Below are 25,470 nucleotides of genomic sequence, written 5' to 3'. Positions count from 1 at the left end.
TACTGCTTCATGTAGGCCGTTATCTGGGTCAGACAATGATTCCATTTGCTCACTAATCGAAAGTCGGGGGCTAAAAGCCGGGGAATCTGCACGCTAAAATGCGCTACGCTTACTAAATATAACTACCGAGTAATTGATTTCGGACAGACAGACTAGGGATTTATGGTCTGTTTTAAGTCTATACAGTATCCTGTTTTTGTTCAATCAGGACTTTCAAGTAGAATGCAGGTCCCCGTTTGGCTACTGGCTGAATGGGGCTTTTTATAAAGATGGCTATGGTTAACGTGCGTTTCATTAGCCTGGCCAGGCATTCAATAGCCGACGGATAATAATAATTTCGCCCACATGATAGGCCGTATGGTCGGCGATCAGTAAAGCTTCACGAAGAAGATTTTGCCCGTCACCATGAGCAAAAGGCTGAAACAAATCCCTCTGCGGGTCCGCCAGCAGAGCTATAAAAGCATCCCGATCCTGCTGAATCTGGTCCAGCGCTTGTTGCCAGGCCGAGTTATCGGAGGGCTCCACCTGTTTGGTCCAGTAGCCTTCGGGCCACGGGGGCGACTGGTAATCGGCATTACGGGAAAATTCAAGAATATCCCACTGTACCACCCGAATATGGTCAATTAGTTGCCAGATGCTATACGGTAGATTCTCCGGCTTTACCCCACGTAAATTAGCGGGTAAATTCTTGATGGCAGCGTCAAGCGGTTGGTGCGCATCACTTTTCTGTAGCAACGTGATTAATTGATTGCGTAAGATCGTGTTTGTATCGGTAGCAGATTTATGGGGTTGAGTCATGAGCGTGATTCGTTCTAGTTCATAGAATTACCAATTAGCAGATGAAGTGTTTAGATTTATCGGGGAGATTAATCAATTTTTTAGTACGATACCCAGATGCCAATTTACAGGAAAGCACCGTTGCTCATACGGTGCTTTCCTATAGTTCGATGACGAATAACTTACTCACTTCGCAGACTCCTGACCGGATTCATCAGTGCTGCCCTGATGCTTTGAAACGATACGGTTGCTAATGTAATTCCAATGGCCGCCAGACCCGATACCGCAAAAATCCACCACGATATGTCAGAGTGGTATGTGTATTGCATGAGCCAGCTACTCATGAAGTAATAGGCTACGGGAGAAGCAAGCAGGAACGAAATCAGAACCAGAACGACAAAATCTGTCGACAGGAGCTGCCACAGATTAAAGACAGATGCTCCCAGCACTTTACGAAGCCCAATTTCTTTCGTACGCTGTTCGGCTACAAAAGAGGCTAGTCCAAACAAACCAAGACAACTAATGAAAATGGCGAGTATAGCGAACAAAGTGGCGAGTTTCCCAATGCGCTCTTCAGCACGGAATTTCTGATCTTGTTCGTCGCTGGCGAATTTATAGTCGAAAGGACTGGCTGGGTTGTATTTTCGAAAAATCGGCTCGATCTCATTCAGAGCTTCACGGGCGCTCATCTTCGGGTTCAGCCGGATCGTAATGAAATTAGTCCATTCGTAATTCAGTCTGAAAGCCGTTTGTTTTACCGGCTCGAAGGGTGAATCCGTCACCAGATCTTTTATGACACCAATAACCGTATAGGTTTCATTCACCCATTTTATCTGCTCGCCAATCGGTTGTTTCAGGCCCATATACTTGATCGCACTTTCGTTCAGGATCAAAGCGGTGGAATCGGTTGAGAAATTCCGTGAAAAGTCACGTCCTTCCTTGATCTGCCAGCCTACGGTTTTGCCAAAATCGTGGGTGCAGGTCACGACGTTAAAATCGACCGGGCGATTCGGGTCCTTGCCTTTCCAGTCCAGTCGGTTGTCGCTCGAAAAAACACCCGTAGTTGGATTATTTGACTCGGCGACACTGACAACCGCCCCGCTTTGCAGCAAGTCATTATGAATAATCCCGTATCGCTCCATCAGTTCCGGCGTATTCATCCGGACACTTACCAAACCATTTCGGTCATAGCCGAGCGGTCGGTTTTTGGCGTACTGGATCTGCCTGAATACAACGATGGTTCCGATGATAAGCGCTAGTGATACGGTAAACTGCGTAACAACCAGTACCTTACGCGGCATCGATGCAAATCGACCGACCCGGAAAGTGCCTTTCAACACGTTCACGGGCTGAAAACCGGATAGATATAATGCCGGATAACTACCCGCAACCAGCCCTGTGATCAAACTAAAGCCGACGCCAATCGCCCAAAACAGCGGATTATTCCACAGGATGCGGGTATTCTTATCGGCAATGTCGTTAAACCAGGGCAGAGCAAGCTGTACCAGTAGCAGCGACAGCGCAAAAGCGAAGAAAACAACCAGAAATGACTCGCTGAAAAACTGCCCGATTAACTGACTGCGAACGGAACCGACGGCCTTTCGTATACCCACCTCTTTGGCACGCTTTTCGGAGCGGGCCGTCGAAAGATTCATGAAATTGATGCAGGCCAGTAAAAGTACAAACAGGCCAATAATACCAAACAGCCAGACAAACTGAATACGCCCCCGGACCGGAACACCGTTTTCCCACTCCGAATAAAGATGCCATCGGCTCATCGGATGCAGAAAAGCTTTGGGATTAAATTTGGCTTCATCCTTAGCGTGCGTGGCCTTAACGGATTCAATTTTGGACGAAACTTTCTCAAAATCAGTGTTGGGCGCGAGCTGAACCAGTAGCTGAAATGCATTTACTCCCCAGTTATCCTCAACCCGTTTTACCCATTCCTGATCAGCCACAAATTGCGCCCAAGGCAGCACATAAGCTACATCGCGAAACTCCGAATTGTTCGGAAAATCAGGGTAAACACCAGACACTTTAACGGCTACTTTATTATTGACCTTTACGAGCTGATTAATCGGATCGGTATCTCCAAACAGGGCGCTGGCCAATGACTCCGATAGCAGAATAGAAGCCGGGTCATTAAGCCCGGATCTTGCTCCCTGTCTTAATTTCAGGGGTAATATTTCCAGAAATTCCGGTTCTGCGTAATACCCTTTTTGCGTGAGTTTAGCCGTACCATTAGCCAGAATCTGCTCCCCGGTCTGGTGAGTCAGAACGATGTGACGGAAATCACTACCATAGTCGTTTTTCAATGCGGTGCTCAATGGAATTGGAACCCATTCGCTCGTAGAGGTATTGCCTTCAACCGTTTGTTGCAGCATAACTTTGGCAATACGGTTGTAGTTGGATTGATCGGTATCGAACGATAACTCGTCATAGATCCACAACCCAATCAGCATAACTACCGTCATTCCTACAGTTAGCCCGCCAATGTTGATAAAGGAATAGATCTTGTTTTTGCCCAGATTACGAAAGGCGATTTTGAGGTAATTTCGGATCATGTCAGGATGGAAGGATGAGTGTTGAGGGTACTCGCCGAAGCGTTGGACTTTTGGTTTGCGTTTAATCACAAAGGGCTTGAGTAAACTCGCTACGTCCCGGATGTAGCGAAGCCGTGCTTTTCGCAGGCCAATGATGCTGACTCGTTGCTGAAACAATTCTTCCAGATCACCTGCCATTTCGTCAACCAGGTGAGGAGCACAAAACAGATGCAGGAGCCGGGTAGCCCAGCGCGGTGGTGGTTGCGGTTCAGTTGGTTTAGTCATGCCCAGGCGGTCGTTGGAATCGCTTCCCACATCTGATTGCGGAGCTGACGAGCCTCCTCCAGGGCACGCCGACCAGCAGCGGTCACTGAGTAGAGCCGTTTTCGGCGTCCACCCCGTTCCTGACTGGCTCCGCCCATCTGGGAGCTGACCAGCCCTTTTTCGTAGAGTCGGTTTAAGGCAGAATGCACCGCTCCCAAATTGACAGCCCGGTTCATTTGCTGCTCGATCTCATTGACAACCGTGGCTCCATAGGCATCGCCTGAACGGATAGCCACAGCCAGTAGGACGACTTCTTCGAACTCGCCTAAGTAAGTTCCTTTCATAACACCAGATTTATTATACATATACAGAACAAATGTCCTGCCAAAGTAGAAATAGCCCCTTCCAGCTCTATTTAGCCTATTTGGTGCATTGTAAATTTCCTGTTTTGTCCAAAAATGGACAGTTTCTGTACGCTTGTGGACGGGATCTGGTGGCGTTGTGAACGTAGTGCTATGGGTGATGGATTGTGCTAAATTACGTACAGGCCTAACCTGTCGTTAAACAACAAAGCCCGACTTCTGCCGGGCTTGTGTGTTCTGATCAGTAGAGCGTGCTGCTACTGTCGGGCATGAAGTCGTTATTGACAATCGGCCAGTGTGAAGGTCATTATCCGTTGCTTCCCGTTATCATCGAAGGTCTGTGAGGTGGCTACATTCGCACTGTTTTTGACCAGATTTGTCGTTTTAACAGTGTAGGCTAACGCGAATTTACCGGCCTTGTCGAGCTCATACCCATCTATTTGCTGACTGGTATTGGCCCGCCAGGGATTGACATTGAAAATATCGTACGGTAGGCCGTGCGCTGCCTGTAACGATTCTGCACTCTTCGTGGCAGGGTCAATTGTAATTGCTTCATATTGAATCAAATCGCCACCTTCATAATAGTTCGATTTAAAGTTGCCCTGTGCATCGTAAACAAATTCTTTTTCAAATGGGTCGCCCCATTCGGGAACTGGCTCTGCTTTAAGCCGAACAATCCGCCCCTGATCGTCATAGCTAACTGTGGTAGTTAAAATTGTTTTAGAACCCAACTGATCCAATACCTGAGTCAGTTTGCCATTGTTCCACTTAAAACTGACTGCATCGCCTACACCCCAGTCGGTTATCTGCGTTGGTTTTTGGCCGTCGACGGTGATGCTGGCCCCCGTAATCTGATTGTCGCTGTTGTAGGTAAATGAATAGACATAAACTTCCTTTTTCCCGGTGCCGGTTGCACCCTGAAAATGAATGGTCATCTGGGAGATATACCCGGCGGCATTATACTCGTAAATATGTTTGTTACCGTTACCGCGGTCTAATTGAGTGAGTTTGCAGCCGGTAACCGTCTGAGCGGGTGCATCGACATCTGTTTTTTTGCAATTAAATAAGCCAAGTGTCAGTACGCTAAACAGGGCTGTAAGCAGAAACTGTTTCATGATCTGGATCTGTTGTTTTTGCCACAAACCTAGTTGTAGCCAGAGCCGGTGACCAGTAAACCAGTGCTGAATTGAGTAAAGCCCTGATTGAATCAGCGAATATCAATTATGGAAAGAGTGGGTAGTTTATGGATTCCTATAATCATCTCCCAGGCAGTCGCTATTTAGTCTTTCAGTTTGACCTCCTTACTCGGCAGATAACCTATTCGCTGAGCAACCACCCGGAGCGAATCGCCGGATTGAAGCATCAGTTTCTCTCCGCTGTATACGTGCCAGCTATTCGCCTGATCAGAGCCGTGTTTAAGAATATAGCCAATCGAGGCTCCGGGTGTGGCGCAACGAATACTGACCGTATTGCCTGATTTAACTACTCTCGGTTCAGCGGTTTGAGGTGGTTCTGATCCGCCGTTCCACATTTGTTTCAGCATCTCGGCTTCGGGTACAGCGGCTTTATCACCGACCTTTTTTAACCAGGAATCCATTTGACCACGCAATTCGGCCAGCCTGGCTTTATAGGCCGGGTTACCTGCCAGATTGGTAAACTCATTTTGATCCGTCTGGGTATCATACAGTTCCTCGGCAGATTTGGTTTTTCGGAACCACATCATCTGGGTCGCGTTCAGCTTTCCGGCATCCCGTAACTGAAGAATTTCCCGCATCATAGGGATACTCAACCGAAACTCGATATCCTGATAATAGGGCTTTTCGGGCATAAAATTCCGGTAGTATTTATACCGCCCATCCCCGATCGCTCGCACCCGATCCAACGGCATGTCCATCCGATCTCGACCGGCAAAGCTGTATTTTCGGGGTGTAGCCGCCTTTTTTTCGCCCAGGAATGCCTGACCCTGCAAGTAGTCTGGGAGAGGAATATTAGCCAGGGAAAGCACTGTTGGAGCTAAATCGACAAAGCTGATGAGTTGGTCGTCGGTCGAGCCTTTCGGTTTACTGCCTTTCACCCGAAATTTCTCTGGAATTCGAACAATCAGCGGCACCCGCAGACCCCGGTCATAGACTTCCCGTTTCACAAACGGCAACCCGTCGCCGTGATCGGAATAGAAAAAGATGATCGTGTTGTCGTAGAGGCCATCATCCTTGAGCTGCTTGATAATCGCACCCGTAATCGAATCCATCCGCATTACATTGGACAGATGACGAGCTATGTCATGGCGGACAGTTTTGGTGTCCGGATAATACGCGGGCACGATAATATCCTCAGGACGAACCAGTAAAGATTCCTTTTCACGCATCCAGATTTGCGATTCATGGGTGATCATCAGGTTGAACACCGAGAAAAATGGTTTACCCGTTCCGTCACTACGGCTGGAGCGGTTTCGCCAGTGCGCTTTTGGGCTGCTTTCATCCCAGACCGTTACCGGCGGTAAAAACTGGTAATCCTGTTTCTCGTTGTTGGTGGTGTAATACCCCGCTTTACGTAGGTACTCCGGAAAGCAACGAACATCCTGAGGGATTACTGCGGAATAGGTCTTTACGGGCGAAAACTTATGAGGATAAGGGTCCGGCTGGAGCGTTCGCATGTGCTGTGTACCGATGGAGTTCTGGTACATACCCGTGATGATTGCCGAGCGACTGGGTGCGCAGACTCCGGCCGTTGTATACGCATGGGTGTAGCGAATGCCCTCGGCCGCTAACTGATCGAGATTTGGCGTTTTCACTACTTTATCGCCGTAGCAGGCCAGATGAGGGGACATATCCTCGCAGGTAATCCAGAGAATATTCGGTTGAGCAGGTGAAACCTGAGCCGATTGTGGAATATTCAGATGACGATGCATGAAGGACATGGCAATCCCACTGAATACCAGAACAAGAAGAGCTAACTTTTTCATACAACGAACTAGTTCGCGCAAGCGCAGATCCAAACGAAAATAGCCTAAACGCAAGTCAATCAGAGCGTTCAAGTAAACCAAAGACGTTTGCGGGGTAGATTTATCCATTATACGTACTAATTATTTCTGCTTTTCTGGAAGAGTCATAACTTCAGGAAAAAAAACGAAATGTTGAAGTATTTGAAGGTTTATTTCAACTTTACAGGCAAATCCTGTCAAAAATGTCCCTGCACCTGTTAACCGACAACGAATTGTTGGCCCTACTCCGAGAAGATGACGAGCAGGCGTTCAGGGAGTTATACGATCGGTACTGGTATAAAATGTATGTGATTGCTCACCGTAAACTTCGCCGTAAAGAAGTTGCCGAAGAACTGGCACAGGAGCTTTTTGTGATGATCTGGCAGAAACGGGAATCCCTTCGGGTCATTAATTTACAGGCGTTTTTGGGCGTATCGCTCAAAAACCTGATGATCGACTACATCCGCCGGAATATTCAGGAAGAGCACTATCTGGATCAACTCCAGCGCTTTTTCCCAGCCAAAACCTTTGCTACGATGGAAGCCGTTCAACTGAATGAACTCTCCGAAGCGATCCAAAGCGCTCTGGCGAAACTGCCCGAAAAAACCCGCGAAATATTCATTCTCAATCGGTTCGAACACCTCACCATTCGCGAGATTGCCCAGCGATTGAATCTATCAGAAAAAACAATTGAGTACCATCTCTCCCGATCCACTACTTTTTTGCGTCAGAATCTGCGCGATTTCATGACGGCCTGGGTTCTGTTTCTGCTCTCCTAGGCATCGAATTCTTTCCGAAATGAAAAATAATCTAAAAAAAGCCTGATTAACCTTAGGGGATTTCTAGAGCTATTCGTCTATACCTTTTGTCGGACCGCCGATACAAACGAATGACTCAACCCGATGGACAGCACCAACTACCAGGAGCTACTGGCAAAATACCTCAGGGGCGATTGCACCGACGAAGAACGGGCACTCCTCGATCAATGGTTTGCATCCCTGGATTCTGAGGTGGAGCTACCCTCAACGGAGGATGAGCAGAAAGAGCTTCTTTCCCAGAACTGGCAGATGCTTGCCGCCCGGACTGTAAAAACTGCTCCCTTCAAACGATTCCGGGCCAGACCCTATTGGGTAGCTGCTGCGGTTGTGCTTCTGATTGGTGGCCTGAGTTGGTATTTCGTCAGTCGGTTAACGCTTGAACTTCCTGGGAAGCTGGAGCAGGTAATGGAAACACAATCGTCGTTTACAGAGCGAATTAACTCCTCGGCATTACCCGAGCGGGTGGTGTTGAGCGATCAGAGTGTAGTTACGTTGCAACCGGGTAGCAGGCTCCGGTACCCGATTGAATTCGCTGGCAACAAACGGGAAGTAACGCTGATTGGCGAGGCTTTTTTTGAGGTGCAAAAAAATCCGCATAAGCCGTTTCTGGTCTACTCGCATGACCTGATCACCAAGGTTCTGGGAACGAGTTTTCGCATTAAAGCGTACCCAACCGATCGGAACGTAACGGTAGCCGTGCGAACAGGGCGGGTGTCTGTTTATTCGCCCCAATTGGCAACCCAGACCAAACTAAAGTCTGATCCGGAAACCATCGGTGTCGTACTGACTCCCAATCAACAGGTAACGTATCTGGGGCAGGAACATCGGTTGGTGAAAACGCTGGTCGAGAAACCCCTTGTCGTGATTCGTAATGAAGAATTGGCTTCGTTCACGTTTCAGAATGCGCCGGTTTCCAAAATCATGGCGGCTATCGAGAAAACCTACGGCGTCGATGTGGTCTATGACGAAGAACTGATGGCTAACTGCTTTATAACGACTTCGTTAGATCAGGAAAATTTGTACGACAAACTGACGATTATCTGTAAGCTGCTGGGAGCTACGTATAAGATCATCGATGCGCAGATCGTCATTAGCGGGTCAGGCTGTTAATGACCGAAAAGAACAATGAATGTTAACCAGAATGCTATGAAGTGAAAGTAACCAGACGCTAAAAAAGAAGGTCGGCGATGGGTCCAAGCATCACCGACCGGAAAAGCCCCATTTCGGTTCGTATTCCGTTGCATCCTCGTCAGATGTGTAGGGGCTAATTTGTCTTTGTCTAAATCCTGTAAACAAAAACAATCAAAGGTATGAAATTACCTCGACTCAGTCACGCCTACGCACGTACCCTTATGCGTATTACCCTTGCCCAACTGTTTTGTATGGTTTTGTTCCTGAACATAACCTACGCCCGGACAGTAAAAGCCCAGGCCTTACTGGAGCAGTCCATTAGCTTATCCGTTGAGGATAAAGAGATTCGTGTTGTGTTATCGACTATTGAAAAGCTAACGAAGGTCACCTTTTCCTATATTCCACAACAGATTCAGGCCGATCGGCGCGTATCGATTAATATCTCGAATCAGCGTCTGTCTACTGTACTGGATCAGCTTTTCAGGAATTTGCCGATCACCTACGAAGTTGTGGGGAAAAAGCAGATTCTGCTCAGTGTGCGCCCGGCTGTTCAGCCGACCACTCCGACCCTACTTCCCCGGAATACGTCATTCGTGCCAGCGCAGGCAGCCGACCGGCAAATCGCGGGTACTGTTAAAAGCGAAACTGGCGAAGGCTTGCCCGGTGTGAGTGTGGTGGTTAAAAACACCACCCGAGGCACGACCACGGATGCTCAGGGAAACTATAAACTCACCATTCCGGACGACGGACGGGCCATCACACTGGTCTTTTCGTTTGTGGGTTATCTGAATCAGGAAATTTCTATCGGTAATCGCACAAACATTAATCTTCAACTTGTGCCAAATGATAAATCACTGGATGAAGTGGTTGTAGTCGGTTATGGTACGGTTAAGAAAAGTGATCTGACCGGCTCCCTGTCTCAGGTCAAATCCAAAGAGATCAATTCATACCCGGCAACGAATGTTTTGCAGGCGTTGACAGGCAGGGCTGCTGGGGTACAGGTTCTGCAAAATACGGGCGCTCCGGGCGCACCAGTCAGTGTGCGAATCCGGGGTACGAACTCCATTCAGGGCAGCAACGAACCGCTCTATGTGGTCGATGGATTTCCGCTATCGGGCAGTAACCCAACAGTACTGAACAATGCGGATATTGAAAACATGGAGATTCTGAAAGATGCCTCAGCTACAGCTATTTACGGTTCCAGGGGTGCCAATGGCGTGGTGTTAATTACCACAAAACATGGCAAAGTGGGTAAAACACGCGTAGATCTTGAGACCAGTTATAGCTCACAAACGCTCAGAAAGAAGCTGGATTTAATGAACGCCCAGGAATATGCGACCTTCTATAATGAACAGGCCACTAATGATAAACAGAAGCCCTACTTTACGCAGGATCAGATCAATGCCTTTGGGCAGGGTTTCGACTGGCAAAACCTTGTTTTTCAGAAGGCTCCAATGAAAACGACAGCACTGAACATCAGCGGAGGTAACGAAAAAACGCAGTTTTCGCTGTCGGGAAGTGCGTTCAATCAGGATGGTATCGTCAAGGGTAGCGACTATAACCGGTATTCGTTGCGGGCCAATATCAATCATGCCGTCAGCAACAAGTTCAGTGTCAATTTTGGCGGGACCTTGACCCGTTTGCAAACCGGCCGAAAAGATAGTGGGGGAGGGAGTCGGGGAAACTCGATGATTGCCGGTGCTATTTCAGCCCCACCTACACTAACACCGTATAACGATGATGGTACGTACCGGACACTGGCCATCGCCTATCCGTTTGTGGCGACTGACCTGATCAATCCCCTCAACTTTATCAACGAACAAAACAACCAGACAAAGGCCAATGTTGCCCTGCTCAATGCATCGTTGATTTTTAAGCCCATTGAGTCGATAACCATCAAAGTATCGGGCGGTGTTGAAAACCGCGACGACCGTAGCGACAACTACACGACACGAAATTTCGTGAATTCGAGTGGAGCCGCTAACGTTGCTACCAATCAATTTACCAGCCTGTTGAGTGAAAATACGATCAGTTACAACAAAATCTTCAATCTAAAGCATACCATTTCGGCCGTAGCCGGTTTCACCTATCAGGATTTTTTGAACACCTCACTGTCGGGGAGTGGGGTAGGCTTTCTGAGTAACACGCCTGAAACGTATGATCTGGCATCTGCTTCAACACCAGGCATACCGAGTTCCAATTATTCTAAATCGGTGTTATTGTCTTACCTGGCCAGGGTCAATTACGCCTATAACAGCAAATACCTGGCAACTGTCAGCATCCGGAGAGACGGTTCTTCAAAATACAGTGAAGGCAATAAATGGGGGTATTTCCCTTCAGCTGCCCTGGCCTGGCGCGTATCCAATGAGGAGTTCATGAAGGACAATACATTCATCTCTGATTTGAAAGTACGGGCAAGCTGGGGACTGACGGGCAGTCAGGCCATTAACGCTTATGCGACGCTGAATCAGCTTTATTCGGGTAAAACCGTTTTTGGCGATGCCCTCTATAACACCTACGGACCGAATACAAACTTGCCGGGTAATCTGAAATGGGAAATGACAGAGCAGAAGGATATCGGTGTTGATTTCGGGATTTTGAATAACCGAATCCTGTTCACGGCTGATTACTACATCAAGAACACCCGCGATTTGCTCAACAACGTAACGCTGCCGACTTCACTCGGCTATACCACGACAATTAAAAATATTGGCGAAATCCAGAATAGTGGAGTTGAGTTAGGGATCGACACCCGGATTTTAACCGGCGCGTTCAAATGGGATGTCAACGCTAACGTCTCCTTCAACCGAAATAAGGTCGTAAGGCTATACGGTGGACAGGATATACTGGGTGGCACAATCAGCGTAGTTGTCATTAATGATGTGACGAATATTCTGCGTGAGGGCCGACCGTTAGGTCAGTTCTGGGGCTTCGTCGAGGATGGGTACGATGATAAAGGGAAAATAAAATACAAGGACACCGATGGTGATGGAAGCATCACGATCAAGGATAAAACGTACATCGGCAACCCGAATCCCAAGTACATTTTTGGCTTTAACTCGAACATGTCCTACAAAAACTTCGACTTGACGCTCTTTCTACAAGGCGTTCAGGGGAATGATTTATTTAACGCCAGTGCAATGGGAAGCACAATCGATTATGGCTTTGGCCTGAACATGCCCCGCGAAGTTTATCTGAATCACTGGTCGACCTCCAATCCGAACGCCAAATACCCAATTATCAGCAACAGTGTCAATGCGCGGGTTTCGAATCGATATGTAGAAGATGGGTCTTTCGTCCGGCTTAAAAACATTCAGTTAGCCTACAATTTTCCGCTTCAGAACTGGGGTGTAAAATGGGTGCGAACGGTTCAACTGTATGCCAGTGGACAAAATTTATTGACCCTGACGAAGTATTCCTGGTGGGACCCCGAAGTGAATTCAAAAGGGGATGCTAACTCGACGACGCAGGGGGTAGACTCCTATAGTTACCCCGTAGCGAAAACGATCACGTTTGGTCTTCGTGTCGGCTTTTAACAAAGGCCATGTTCTCATTCCCATTCGAAAAAACTCATTCTTCTGATTAGATACTACAATGAAAATGTCCCTTATAAATCGGCCAAAACAGCCTCTCGATGGTAAATACTGGGGTATTATCGGGGTCTTGTGCCTTTGTCTGTTTTCTTCCTGTGAGAAATCACTCATTGAAGAACCAAAATCATTGGTTGTTGAATCTTTTTTCAACACCGCCACTGAAGTTGAAACAGCTACGAATCTGATTTACTCACCTTTGCGGAACAACAATTATGCGGTTTACGAAGCAACGCTTGAATGCCAGTCCGATTATGCGAACGGTCGGGGAAGCTGGGCCCCGCTACACGTTTTTCAGGGGTTGGATGATGCCAATATTACGCGCGTATCTGACCTGTGGAGGGCCTTTTATCTAAGCATTCGCAACGCCAATCTGGTCATAAAAAATGCACCCACCGGAAAGTCGATCAGTAAAGCGGATGTTACCAAATACGTAGCGGAAGCAAAGTTCATGCGGGCATTCAATTATTTTCAGCTGGTGCGCAACTGGGCGGGTGTGCCACTGCGTACGGAAAGCACAATGGATGCCATTGACCTGAAAAGAAATACCGCTGATGAGGTTTATGATTTGATTATCGCAGACCTCTCCGAAGCCGAAACAAATCTTCCCGATAATCCGGCTGTAGCCGGAAGGCCCACCAAATGGGCGGCCAAAACCATGCTGGCCGATGTGTATTTAACCCTTGGCAAGTTTGCCGAATCACGGGACAAAGCCGATGAAGTGATTAAATCCAATAAATTTTCGTTTGTGCCCACGACCACAAAAGCTGATTTTCAGACTAAAGTTTGGGGGCCTGATTTAGTATCGACTACCGAGGAGATTTTTTACCTGAAATATGCCCGCCAGGTCAATCAGGGCAATTACATGCTCTGGATAAGCAATCATCCAGACACGAAGTTGTTCAATTTCGGAGGAGCTTACGTGCTTTATCTTGATGTGACGAGTGCCTATTATAAGTCCTGGAATCCGAACGACCTGCGGAAAGGATTGTGGGATTTGATAAACTTTGGCTTGGGTGCCAATACGCTTGTTAGCTCAAAATTTGCCGATCAACTTGCTGTCTCTCAGTCTGGTGCGGGTAATGATGATCCCGTTTACGGGTATTCAGACGTATTGCTGATCTATGCGGAGGCTTCAGGCAGGGCCGGCAACGGACCCACGGCAGCGGGTATGGAAGCACTGAACAAAGTACATCGCCGGGCGTATGGGAAGGCCCCTGCCGTTGCTTCATCGATCGACTTCAACCTGACCGATTACAACGCTGCTACGTTTCTGGATTTAGTATTAACCGAACGGAGCTATGAATTTCAGTTGGGTGGGAAGCGCTGGCTGGATCTCAAACGAACGGGCAAAGTGAAGGAGGCTATCCTGGCAGCAACGGGGAAAACCGTTGCTGATAAACACCTCCTGTGGCCTATTCCGGTTTCAGAAATGAATTACAACAAAGGCCTTGATCCAACAAAGGATCAGAATCCCGGCTATTAAGCATCTATCCATTTTTGACTAGTCAAACGAACTGTTATGGAAAGAAGATCAGCTCTTGCAACGCTGGGCGCTATGTCGCTGGGCGCTGCCTCTCCTACATTAGCAACGGGGGAAATCCTGAAAGAACCCTATAAGCTCACGAAGCAAACTCTAAAAACCGATATTCTGGTTATTGGTGGTGGAACGGCGGGCGTGGTAGCCGCTATTCAGGCAGGCCGGGCCGGACGCAAAACAATACTTGTCGAAAACGGGAGTCAGCTTGGTGGCACCACCACCACTGGCGGAGTAGCTTTCCCCGGTATATTTTTCGCCTGGGGCAAGCAGATTATCAGCGGAATCGGCTGGGAAATGGTGCAGGAAGCGGTAGCCCTCAACGACGATACATTACCTAATTTTTCAATTCCTCATGGCAAAAATCACCCCAAACACCAGGTTCGGCTGAATGGACAATTATATGCTATGTTACTGGAAGAGAAATGCGTAGGAGCGGGTGTTCAGATTCGCTTCTATGAGACGCCTACCCAGATTACCTTCCAAAAAAACAACTGGATCGTCGAAACGGTCGGTAAAGGGACCATGACCCAGATAACCTGTAATCAGCTGATCGACTGCACCGGAAATGCGTATGCTACGTCAATGGCCGGGTTTGATGTACTGCGGGAGTCGGTGACTCAGCCGGGTACGCTGATGTTTAAACTAGGCGGTTACGATTTTAATTCGCTGGATGTTAAGCTGATACAGGCTCGTTATCAGGAAGCCATTCAGAAAGGAGAGTTAGTGAAAACCGATTTTCGGAACAATATAATTGGCTTGTTGCGAAGTGCCGGCGATAACATTCAGCATGTATTAGGGGCCGATTCCACAACCTCTGAAACCCATACCGTCGCGAACATAAAAGGACGGGCTTCCTTACTTCAAACGCTGCGTTTTCTGCGAACCCTGCCCGGTTGCGAAAAAACAAAACTCATCGATGTACAAAACGAAACGGCGGTTCGGGAAACCTACCGGATCGACGGTCATTATAAAATTACACAAGCCGATTACGTGACCGGGAAAGTGTTCGATGATTCGGTTTCCTATTCCTATTATCCAATTGATGTTCATGACGAAAATGGCGTCGTTCCCGATCATTTAGCCGAAGGAATCGTTCCAACAGTTCCACTTCGAGCCCTTGTTCCGAAAAACAGCCGGAATTTTCTGGTGGCTGGCCGGTGTGTTAGTAGTGATCGGCTGGCGAATTCGGCGCTTCGTGTACAGGCGTCCTGTATGGGGATGGGACAGGCAGCCGGAGCCGCGGCTGTTCTGGCCAATTTGCAGAACAAAACTCCGCTGGACGTTTCCATGAGTGATCTTCGGAAATTGCTGGAAGAACACGGCGGAATTGTACCTGGGAACGGCTCAAAAGGTTGATCAGTTTTGTTACTAGTCTGTTTCTTTAGCCTGTATTCTCACAGGCTAAAGAAAAGCTTTAAGTCTGCCGACTTGTGTTAATGTACGCCCTGAAAATCAAAAGATTAGTTGTCTGTTTAGTAACAGCGTTTCTGGCAGTGGTCTATGATAGCGCTGGGCAAATCCGGTATTTACGTACACCAGCAATTACGCTAAAACCTGATACGACGCTGGCATTTATAGCTGCTTCACAAGACTCGATTGCAAACGATACGTTGTTTCAGATTCGGTCAAAAGAGGGCTACCCGATGGCCTATTTTCGGAAAGTCAGGACGAGCGTTTGCTTCGATAATAAGTGCCGGTTGCTGAAGGTTAATCTCTACTGGACAAGCACCGGGCGTTATTTGGGGTTTAATCTTCCGAAAGGTGAATTTTTGAGTAAAGCAGAGCATAAACCATTCACACCGGCTGAGTATGAGCGGATGAGTGAGCTGCTGGCCGACCCGCTTTCGCCCCTGGCAACGTTATCATATGCCGAACTGGCTCCTCAGGCAAAGCCCGCAGACAAGGAAAATGAAGTTGATGGCGTGTCGTCGGCAACGGCGAAGAATGTATTGGAATATGTTGTTGAAGGGGCAGCGTATACCACCTATAAAATGTGGCATGTTGTCTATGGCTCAACTCAGGAGGATGTAGCTCGCTTAACTGAAAAATCATTGTCGCCTGACTTCATCCTGGCGATTTTGGATAGCCCGGACTTGACGGATAAAATCTGGGCATTAAACCATATTCGGGGATTTGTAGCGCTAACGCCAGCGCTACAAAAAGCACTTTTGGGATTGATCAGCACCACCGATTACAACCTGGCCGAGCGCGCTATTTACGCCTTTAGTGCTGGCGATTTGAAATCCGAAGTCATTCAGCGTGCCTTGCTGGCGAAGTTTCGGGAAGCAAATTACGCACTTAAAAAACTTATCATTTCCAAACTTAAGGAAGCGCCACTGCTTGACGTTCAGGTAAAAAAGGCCTTCACCGATGACTTGAAATCGTTAAATACTGAGTTGATAAGCAACGTATTGGATCTATTCAGAAAACACAAAGTTGCCGACATCGACACTTGCCGAACGATAGCTGAACTCCTGACAAATAAGAATGAATTAATTGCAAAAAAAGCGTTTGCCTATTTAGACGCTATAGTGGTCACCGATGTGCTGATCGAAAAGCATATGAAGGAGTATCGAGCGAAAAAGTGATTTACCACTGACGCAACTACTTCGTTGGGCTGATCGAATGTTGGCCGTTTATCCGGCTTCGCTATCCGTCGTCACTCGCAGGTAGCTACAAGACTGCAGGTTGCTCAATATTATTCAAATTTCTGCAAATTTCTGGATTTAACGGACATTGTCTACACGATCCACCAGCCAGATTTAGTGTCAAAGTGGGCTAAAGTCATTTTTCTATTATTTATATAGTTTATCTACCCTAATGCTTTATTTTTAGCCCCCAGCCACCCAATTAGGGTATTATGCCAGTATGTAATTCAAGGGAGTTCCCGGTTTTGATGTCTGTAGTTTAAAGGCTGAACCCCGGCAGGACACTTCTCAGGGATGCATATGGAAGACAAGGGCGTATCTCTAAAACAGTGGTTACAATCATACTTAAAAACCAAAAACATGAGCAAGATCACAGTAGCAGACGGTACCGAGATTTATTACAAAGATTGGGGAACGGGGCAACCGATTGTTTTTCACCATGGCTGGCCTTTAACAGGCGATGACTGGGATGGCCAAATGATGTTTTTCCTGAATAAGGGATTTCGTGTGATTGCTCACGACCGCCGGGGTCATGGACGATCGTCGCAAACGGCAGATGGACATGATATGGACACGTATGCCGCCGATGTAGCCGAATTGGCACGAGTGCTCGATCTAAAAGATGCCATTCACGTTGGCCACTCGACCGGTGGTGGTGAAGTGATTCGGTATGTGGCAAAATATGGACAGGGGCGGGTTGCTAAAGCGGTACTGATCAGTGCCGTTACGCCACTCATGGTGCAAACCGAAGCAAATCCGGATGGTATTCCCATGGCTATATTCGATGAAATTCGGGAAGGTACTGCCACAAAACGACCCCAATATTTTCAGGATTTTACCATTCCCTTCTATGGCTACAATCGGGAAGGTGCAACCATATCGCAGGGCATTCGGGATAACTGGTGGCGCCAGGGTATGATGGGTGGCATAAAAGCCCATTACGATTGTATCAAGGCTTTTTCAGAGACCGATTTTACGGAAGACCTGAAGAGTGTGGATGTACCGGTACTTGTTCTGCATGGTGAAGATGATCAGATCGTTCCATTCCCGCTGACCGCAGTCAGGGCTGTAAAGCTATTAAAAGATGGGAAACTCATTTCGTATCCCGGATTTCCGCATGGAATGCCAGCTACTGAAGCGGCCACAATTAATGCCGATCTGTTAGCGTTTATTAACTCATAATGAGCCAATTGGCTAGAGTATACAGTTAAAATCGGGGAAGCTATCATCGTTTCTGTTGATAGCTTCCTTGGTTGGTTAGTTATTCAAAATCAGGACTATTCGCCGGGCAAGTCAGGATTAGTACAGTTTCCCGGCAATCCATTCTCACTGCCCGACTTCTGCGGCAAAAAAAGTAAGTAAGCCCCAATTTCTGTATCTTCTTTAGGGGTTGCTATGAAATGGCAAGTCACCTTCGATTAAAGCCTTTCTGTATCGACAACCCTACACCTCTTTCCTTTACAATTCATGTTGATCAATAGCGTGTATAACTACTCGTTTGTACTGTTTAGTCAAGCGATTAGATGACTATACGTTAGGTATCTCTACTCAAATTTCCTTACTTGATTGTAAGTCCTCTAGCATGGAAAAATACAATTTTATTGAACTGATTAATGGCGGTTGAAATGACTACTGATCAGTTTGTGTGAAACTATTTTAGACTAAAAAATAGTAGTATATCCTATTCGGCAACGTTCCCGGTAACGATTGCATAGAAATAATTAAACTTATGCTTGGTAAATTTAAGTAAAGTGTGGAGATTAATAGTCAGGGAACAACTAGCTTTACTGATCTACAGTCAGGCTGTTTCTGGGAAATAGTCAAATTCTAGTATACTTGACAGCCGAAAACGAATGAATCTTAAATCGCTACCCGATGAAATATTACTTATTCGTCTTCGAACAGGCGATGAGGCTGCTTTTCGGGAGATTTATCAGCGATACTGGAAACGGTTGTATAGCTCTGCCCGGCGTAAAATCGAATCGCAGGATACGGTTGAAGAACTGGTACAGGATATATTCCTGAAGCTATGGGAGCGTCGTAATGAGCTACGGATTGAACGGCTTGATGCTTACCTCTATACAGCTGTTCGGTATGCAACAATCAATCATATAAAATCGACGCTGATTCACGAAAAATACGCGGACTACGCCTATGTCCATCTACCGGAAGCCATATCGACCACCGAAGAGCAGATGGATCTGGATGAATTGATGGAAGCCGTTGAAAAGCAGTTGAGTGATCTTCCCGAAAAAACGCGTCAGATTTTTAGACTAAACCGTCTGGAATATCAATCCGTCAAGGAAATTTCATCCCAGTTAAAAGTCCCGGAACGAACGGTTGAATATCACCTTAGTCAGGCCATTAAAGCACTGCGGGTCTACCTGCGAGACTACCTGTTACCGGGTATTATCCTGCTACTCTACATCTGACAGCCTACCAACCGACCAATTAAATCACAATAACTATATAGTACTATTTAAATAATATTTGCTCTATTTCTCCTTAAGTGTTGTAATTTTCTACTATTCAATAAAACTATTTGCGGCTTTAGGTGTGGTTGTTTGACTTAGGTACTGTAAACCCACTGCTACCGAGTCATGAGCCGAAAAAAATTTGGGCAACTCTTACAGAAATACCTTCGTGGAGAATGTACACCCGCAGAAAAGGCTTTTGTAGAGCACTGGTATGGCTTGATTGAAACCGAAGAGTCGGGGCAGGAGCTTGACATGAACGAGCTGGAAAACCGTCTTTGGGACCAGATTCAGAGTAAGATGCCTCAGGACGAACCGGGGCGTGTTATTCCGTTCAGGAGCACTTCACTTCGATGGATCGGTATTGCGGCATCGCTGCTTTTGATCGGTTGGTTGTATTTTGCACAGCGTCAGAGTAGCCCTGTCAATCCAGCAGATTCACTGATTTCACTTGTCAAGGGCGACTGGATTGAACGAACCAATAATTCCACTCATCCGCTAGTAATCCGCCTTGAAGACGGGAGTGCAGTCAAATTAGCTGCTCATAGTTCACTACGTTTTCCTGCCCATTTTGCGACCGAAAAACGAACCGTTTACCTAACTGGCGATGCCTTCTTTTCAGTGGCGAAAATGCCATCCCGACCTTTTTACGTGTATGCGGGAAGCGTGGTTACGAAGGTGTTGGGAACGAGCTTTTTTGTCAGGAGTCAATCGGCTAGCAAACAGGTGCGGGTTGAAGTGGTAACGGGGCGGGTGGCTGTTTATAAAGAAACGCCCCGCAAACTGGCAACGACCGACGGAGTTGTACTGAGCCCGAACCAGACCGCTACTTTTTTCGAAGAAGAACAGCATTTTGTAACGGGCCTTGTCGACTCCCCGTTGGTTATACGTACCTCGGAAAAGGAGCGTAAACCGATCTCCTTTCAGTTCGACGACACTCCTTTAGCGGAGGTGCTGGTTAGGCTCGAACAGGCATATGGCATCAACATCGAAGTAGAAAATGACAGCCAGAAGGGATGCCCATTAACGGCCGATTTAACCGATCAACCACTCTACACTCAGTTAGACATCATTTGTGCTGCACTGAAGGCGAACTACGAAGTGAAAGGAACAACCATCCTGCTCACTGGAAAAGGATGTAGTGACTAGCTTTCCCATTGATGAACCAATAATTAATCCATTCAGCCTATGTGTCGAACCTATCCAGATCACTGATTTTCACTAAAAAGACGCTGGCCATGCCGTGAACATGAACCAGCGCCCAGTTGATCTCTCGTTGGACAGACCGCGAATCTTGACCCAACACGAGAACTATTTTGTCAAACTCCATTTAACAAAACCCTTAAATCTATGAAAAAAAGAGAACCTGTACGTATTTGTGGCTCTCTGGGCCGACAGGTCAACGCATTTTGGTGGTTTATGAACTTCTCTGTTATTCAGCTCATCCTGATTACGGCCTGTGCCAGCTTGTCAATAGCCTTCAACGGAAATGGGCAGGAATTAATGAGCCGACCGGTTACGCTAAAAGCTGATGGACAACGGCTTCGATTGGTGCTAACACAGATTGAACAGCAAACGGCCGCCCGGTTTGTATATGGCTCAAAAACGATCAATGTAGACCATCCGGTCACGATTACCCTGACGGATAAGCGCCTGAATGAAGCATTGACCGAATTACTGAAGCCACTGAAATTAACCTATCGGTTGGTTGGCGGTTTGATTGTGCTGGAGTCCGATTCAGATGGGCATACCCAAGTGCCAACTCCGGGCACAGAAGCGGCCGATCATGTAGTAACAGGAAAAGTCCTTGATGAAAAACAGGCTGCTTTGCCGGGGGTCAGTGTTGTGGTAAAAGGGTCGACACGGGGTGCAACAACGGATGCCAGTGGCGTATTTAAACTGTCGGTACCCGATGGCAACGGGGTGACGTTAACATTTTCGTTTGTTGGGTACCAGAGCCAGGACATAGCGGTTGGAAATCAATCGACGATCAATGTGTCGATGGTGCCCGATGTGAGCGCACTGGACGAAGTTGTCGTGATCGGCTACGGGGCCGTACGTAAAAAAGATCTGACCGGGGCGGTTGTTCAACTCAAAAGCGAGCAGTTGAAAGAAGTACCGACTGCCAATGTGCTGGAAGCCGCTCAGGGCAAAATTGCCGGGGCCGACATTACCCGGAGCAGTGGACAAGCCGGGGCAAAGGTCAATATCAGCATACGCGGGAATCGCTCCATTGGGGGAAATAATGCTCCCCTGATTATTGTCGATGGTATCCAGTACAGCAACCTGGAAGATATCAATGCCAACGACATCGAAACAATGGACGTCCTCAAAGATGCCTCATCGATTGCCATTTATGGGTCGCGGGGAGCCAATGGGGTTATTCTGATTACGACCAAAAAAGGTAAAACAGGTAAACCCGATATTTCATTTAATGCGTATTCGGGTATTTCTCAGGTGACGATGTATCCGAAAGCCATGGACATTACTGGCTTTCGAGATTTCAAGCGGGAAGCCTGGCGGGCCGCTGGCGTCTGGAAAAGCCCGGCCGATGATGCATCCATTTTTACGAACGTAGCCGAATATGATGCCTTACAGAAAGGGAACTGGACTGATTATCAGGATGCGCTGATTCACAATGGTCTTCAACAGGATTATCAGATTGGCATACGGTCAGGTACCGAGCGGCTGAAATCGTATGTATCTGTCGACTACTATAACGAAAAAGGTATTCTGAAGTTAGACGAGTTGAAGCGCTACACCGGGCGGCTGAATGTCGACTATACAATTACTGACTGGATGAAAATTGGCTTACAAAGCCAGCTTACCTACTACAACCAAAGCGTCCGGCGCGACCCGCTCAATCAGGCGAATAAAATCAGTCCGCTTGGGTCGCTTTATGATGCCAATGGGAATTTTAACTACATCATGCTGGATGGGCAGACGGCCAATCCACTGTCGGATGAGCAACCGAACGTATTCAATAACTCGGTGCTGACAACCCGGATTCTAACCAACGGTTATATTGAATTGACGCCCTTCAAAGGCTTTACTGCCCGGACTACACTGGGCGTGAACCTGGCTTCGATCCGGGATGGTTCATATGCTTCCCCGAAATCCATCGATCGATCGCTGACCGGTAAATCGCTCGCTACGTACAATACCAGTAGCAGCCGTAGCCTCAACTGGGAAAATGTGATGACCTATCAACGAAGTATGGGCCAGCACGCATTTACGCTCACGGGTATTGCCAGTTATATCGGTAATACCTCCGATAACGCAGCGGCTTCGGGCGTTAATCAACTGCTTCCATCGCAGTTATTCTACTCACTGGGCAGTGCAACGGAAGAAATCAAGATCAACTCCGCCTATTCGCAGAATGACCTCATTTCGTTTGCGGGTCGGTTGAATTATTCCTTCCGCGACCGGTATCTGCTTACACTGACTGCCCGTGAAGATGGCTCTTCTAAACTGGCAACAGGCAATAAATGGACATTCTTCCCCTCGGCTGCGTTCGCATGGCGCATAATAGAAGAAAAATTTATGCAGGGTCTGAAAGGGCTTAGCGACCTGAAAGTTCGCGTCAGTTATGGGGTTGCCGGTAACGACCCCTCTGGTCCGTATGCAACCCAAACAACGCTGACCCGGCTGGCCTTTGGGTATGACGAAGTACCGGTTCCCGCCTATACTTTCTCGCGGAACGTAGGCAATGCTGAATTAGGATGGGAACTATCCAATACTAAAAATATTGGTCTGGACTTTGGCCTGCTGAACGGTCGCATTAATACGTCGATCGATTATTACGATACCCGCACATCTGACCTGCTGCTGGATCGTGGGTTACCACCAACGACAGGGGTAACGACGGTTAAGCAGAACATCGGCAAAACACGTAACCGGGGTGTTGAGGTCACGCTGGGTAGTACCAACATCCGGACGTCAAATTTCAGCTGGACCAGCAACGTCACCTTCACCAAAAACAAGGAAGAAATTACGGAGCTGGTAACGGGCGGCAACGACATTGGTAACGGCTGGTTCATTGGCTCGCCCATCAATGTCTTTTACGACTACCAAAAACTGGGTATCTGGCAAACCTCAGAAGCGGATGCCGCGGCCAAGCTTTCGCCAACCCAGTTGCCCGGAGAAATCAAAGTGAAGGACCAGAATGGCGATGGTAAGATCGATGCCGTGAACGATCGGATTATTCTGGGAACACCCCGTCCGAAATGGAGTGGTGGTTTCGATAACACCATCAAATTCAAAGGCTTCGACCTGAATGTGTTTCTCTATGCCCGGGTAGGACAGATGATTAACTCCGACCGGTCGGCCCGTTTCGACCAGCAGGGCGTTGGCAACAGCACGGCGGGGCTCGATTACTGGACCCCCGAAAATCCGACCAATGCCTATCCCCGGCCTAATAAAAACGGAGGGCTGAAATACCTCTCTACATTAGGGTATGTGGATGGTACGTATGCCCGGATTCGTAACATTACGCTGGCCTATAACGTACCCGCCAACATCCTTCGCTCAAAGGTCATTCGGGGAGTTCGGCTGTATGTGACAGGCAAAAACCTGTTCACTTTCACCAACCTGAACTATGATCCGGAGCGGGGTGGTTCCGAGAACTTCCCCATGACAAAGCTCTACGTATTTGGTCTGAACGTCAACCTATAACCCCTCAACCCATTATGAACTTATCCATTGTCAAAAAAACGGGGTTACTGGCACTATCTCTGCTAACCTTGTTTTCGTGTAAAGATGTGCTGGAAGAATATAACCCCAGTGGGTTAACCGCCGAAACCGTTTACACCACACCCGAAGGTTTTGAAACACTGGTCAATGCCGCCTATACGTATCAACGCTGGTGGTACGGTAAAGAAGAAGGGTATAACATTGCCGAAACAGGTACCGATATCTGGACGAGCGGATCGGGCGAGGTCTACCGGGACCTAACCCAATACCTGAACCTTCAGGGCAGTAATGCGGCCCTTACGAGCGAATGGCGGGAGTTCTACGCAGCCATTAATCTGTGTAACGGTGGCATTGGCCGCATCGATAAAGCGGGTTTATCGGCTGCGTTACGGCCAGTTCGCGAAGGGGAACTACGGTTTCTGCGGGCGTTTTATTACTGGCATATCGTTGAAACCTGGGGTGGTGTTCATTTCACCACACAGGAAACGAACGGTATTGTGGCGACGGCTAACCGGACTTCTGTTGAAACCATTTACAACCAGATTTTCGAAGATCTGAAGATTGCCGTAGCCAACCTGCCCGCTACGCAGCCCCAATACGGTAAAGTGACAAAGGGAGCTGCTCAGGCGTTTCTGGCACGCATGTATCTGACTCGTGGCATGAACAAAGAAGCGCTGGAAATGGCGCAGGCCGTGCTGACGGGTAATTACGGCTACAAACTGGAAGCCAGCTATGCGGACTTGTGGAAAATGAGCAATATGAAGACCAAAGAGGCCATTTATGTCGTCGATTATTCCGTGAACCTGGCCATCAATGATCTCGTAAACACAACCTTCAATCCGTATGGCCATAGCCGGGGCAGCAACAATGGGCACCTGTTGTTTTTGATGAAGTACGACGATCGGCCGGGCATGACGCGCGATATCGCCAACGGGCGGCCATTCAACCGATACATGCCAACCCGGTTCCTGCTCGATCTGTATAGCGATGAGGATGCCCGCTACGAAGGTTCATTTCAGCAGGTTTGGTTTGCTAATGCCACTTCGCGTCCGGCGGGTATGAACCTGGGCGATACGGCGGTGTATTGCACGAAAAAAGAAATTCCCGATGCGTTTGAAGCAACCCGGAAGTACCAGACCTACGACCGAAGTAAGATTTATAACGCCAACGGAACGGTTAAAGACAATCTGCGTTACCCAACCTTGTCGAAGTTTATGGACCCGACGCGGGCTAGCCTGAATGAAGCGCAAAGCGCCCGTGATGTATTCGTGATCCGGCTGGCCGAGGTGTACCTGATCGCGGCCGAAGCCCAAATGAAGCTGGGTAATTTGCAGGCTGCTGCCGATTACATCAACACCGTGCGGACACGGGCGGCCAAACCGGGTAAAGCCGCTGCCATGCAGATTGCTTCAGCCCAGGTAACGCTTGATTTCATTTTGGATGAGCGGGCACGTGAACTGGCCGGGGAGCAGATTCGCTGGTTCGACCTCAAACGAACAGGGAAGCTTTTGGAGCGTGTTCGTGCCGATGCGCCCGATAATGCAGTCAATATTGTGGATTATCATGTGCTTCGGCCTATTCCACAAACGCAGTTGGATGCCATTACCAATAAAACGGAGTTTACCCAAAATCAGGGTTATCAATAGACTGG

Annotated in this window: 16 protein-coding genes; 11 read left to right on the top strand and 5 right to left on the bottom strand. The window is 47.9% G+C overall.

Going from position 1 to position 25,470, the window contains the following annotated elements:
* Nucleotides 1-294: 294 nt before the first annotated feature.
* From G8759_RS22720 to G8759_RS22700, 5 genes are all read right to left on the bottom strand, one after another.
* Nucleotides 295-798, bottom strand: a complete 504-nt coding sequence (locus G8759_RS22720) for a DinB family protein (RefSeq protein ID WP_167212906.1) — start codon at nt 796-798, stop codon at nt 295-297.
* 161 nt (nt 799-959) lie between these two features.
* Nucleotides 960-3,605 (bottom strand): ABC transporter permease, encoded by a 2,646-nt coding sequence (locus G8759_RS22715; RefSeq protein WP_167212903.1) that lies wholly within the window; start codon nt 3,603-3,605, stop codon nt 960-962.
* The gene (locus G8759_RS22710; RefSeq protein WP_167212900.1) at nt 3,602-3,928 is read right to left on the bottom strand and encodes a PadR family transcriptional regulator; all 327 of its coding nucleotides are present in this window, start codon (nt 3,926-3,928) and stop codon (nt 3,602-3,604) included. The genes G8759_RS22715 and G8759_RS22710 overlap by 4 nt, the downstream gene beginning before the upstream one ends.
* Before the next feature lie 296 nt (nt 3,929-4,224).
* Nucleotides 4,225-5,061, bottom strand: a complete 837-nt coding sequence (locus tag G8759_RS22705) for a hypothetical protein (RefSeq protein ID WP_167212897.1) — start codon at nt 5,059-5,061, stop codon at nt 4,225-4,227.
* Nucleotides 5,062-5,225: 164 nt separating this feature from the next.
* The gene (locus G8759_RS22700; protein ID WP_167212894.1) at nt 5,226-6,908 is read right to left on the bottom strand and encodes a sulfatase family protein; all 1,683 of its coding nucleotides are present in this window, start codon (nt 6,906-6,908) and stop codon (nt 5,226-5,228) included.
* Nucleotides 6,909-7,129: 221 nt separating this feature from the next.
* Here G8759_RS22700 and G8759_RS22695 point away from each other — a divergent pair, with 221 nt between their 5' ends.
* The 11 genes from G8759_RS22695 to G8759_RS22645 all read left to right on the top strand — a co-directional run bounded on the left by G8759_RS22695 (nt 7,130) and on the right by G8759_RS22645 (nt 25,465).
* The gene (locus G8759_RS22695; RefSeq protein ID WP_167212891.1) at nt 7,130-7,705 is read left to right on the top strand and encodes an RNA polymerase sigma factor; all 576 of its coding nucleotides are present in this window, start codon (nt 7,130-7,132) and stop codon (nt 7,703-7,705) included.
* Between the two features lie 123 nt (nt 7,706-7,828).
* Nucleotides 7,829-8,854: a FecR family protein gene (locus G8759_RS22690; protein WP_167212888.1), complete on the top strand. Its 1,026-nt coding sequence runs from the start codon at nt 7,829-7,831 to the stop codon at nt 8,852-8,854.
* A 242-nt stretch (nt 8,855-9,096) separates the two neighbouring features.
* Nucleotides 9,097-12,411 carry a TonB-dependent receptor gene (locus G8759_RS22685; RefSeq protein WP_167212882.1) on the top strand — a complete coding sequence of 1,105 codons (3,315 nt, stop codon included), beginning with the start codon at nt 9,097-9,099 and terminating at the stop codon, nt 12,409-12,411.
* 58 nt (nt 12,412-12,469) lie between these two features.
* Nucleotides 12,470-13,951: a RagB/SusD family nutrient uptake outer membrane protein gene (locus tag G8759_RS22680; RefSeq protein WP_232073911.1), complete on the top strand. Its 1,482-nt coding sequence runs from the start codon at nt 12,470-12,472 to the stop codon at nt 13,949-13,951.
* Nucleotides 13,952-13,987: 36 nt separating this feature from the next.
* Nucleotides 13,988-15,361: an FAD-dependent oxidoreductase gene (locus G8759_RS22675; protein WP_167212879.1), complete on the top strand. Its 1,374-nt coding sequence runs from the start codon at nt 13,988-13,990 to the stop codon at nt 15,359-15,361.
* Nucleotides 15,362-15,441: 80 nt separating this feature from the next.
* Complete coding sequence (locus G8759_RS22670) at nt 15,442-16,593, top strand: hypothetical protein (protein WP_167212877.1); 1,152 nt, start codon at nt 15,442-15,444, stop codon at nt 16,591-16,593.
* 420 nt (nt 16,594-17,013) lie between these two features.
* Entirely contained in the window at nt 17,014-17,835 is an 822-nt protein-coding gene (locus G8759_RS22665; RefSeq protein WP_167212873.1) for an alpha/beta fold hydrolase, read from the top strand.
* A gap of 671 nt (nt 17,836-18,506) precedes the next feature.
* Nucleotides 18,507-19,085 (top strand): RNA polymerase sigma factor, encoded by a 579-nt coding sequence (locus G8759_RS22660; protein WP_167212868.1) that lies wholly within the window; start codon nt 18,507-18,509, stop codon nt 19,083-19,085.
* Nucleotides 19,086-19,253: 168 nt separating this feature from the next.
* Nucleotides 19,254-20,276: a FecR family protein gene (locus tag G8759_RS22655; RefSeq protein WP_167212866.1), complete on the top strand. Its 1,023-nt coding sequence runs from the start codon at nt 19,254-19,256 to the stop codon at nt 20,274-20,276.
* Nucleotides 20,277-20,477: 201 nt separating this feature from the next.
* Nucleotides 20,478-23,801 (top strand): TonB-dependent receptor, encoded by a 3,324-nt coding sequence (locus G8759_RS22650; RefSeq protein ID WP_232073910.1) that lies wholly within the window; start codon nt 20,478-20,480, stop codon nt 23,799-23,801.
* 14 nt (nt 23,802-23,815) lie between these two features.
* On the top strand, nt 23,816-25,465 hold the full coding sequence (locus G8759_RS22645; RefSeq protein ID WP_167212863.1) for a RagB/SusD family nutrient uptake outer membrane protein: 1,650 nt from the start codon (nt 23,816-23,818) through the stop codon (nt 25,463-25,465).
* The last annotated feature ends 5 nt before the right edge of the window (nt 25,466-25,470 follow it).

The organism is Spirosoma aureum (assembly GCF_011604685.1).
GTDB classification, from domain to species: Bacteria; Bacteroidota; Bacteroidia; order Cytophagales; family Spirosomataceae; genus Spirosoma; species Spirosoma aureum.
Note: the sequence above shows the minus strand (reverse complement) of the source record. Positions and strands in the feature narration are given on the sequence as shown.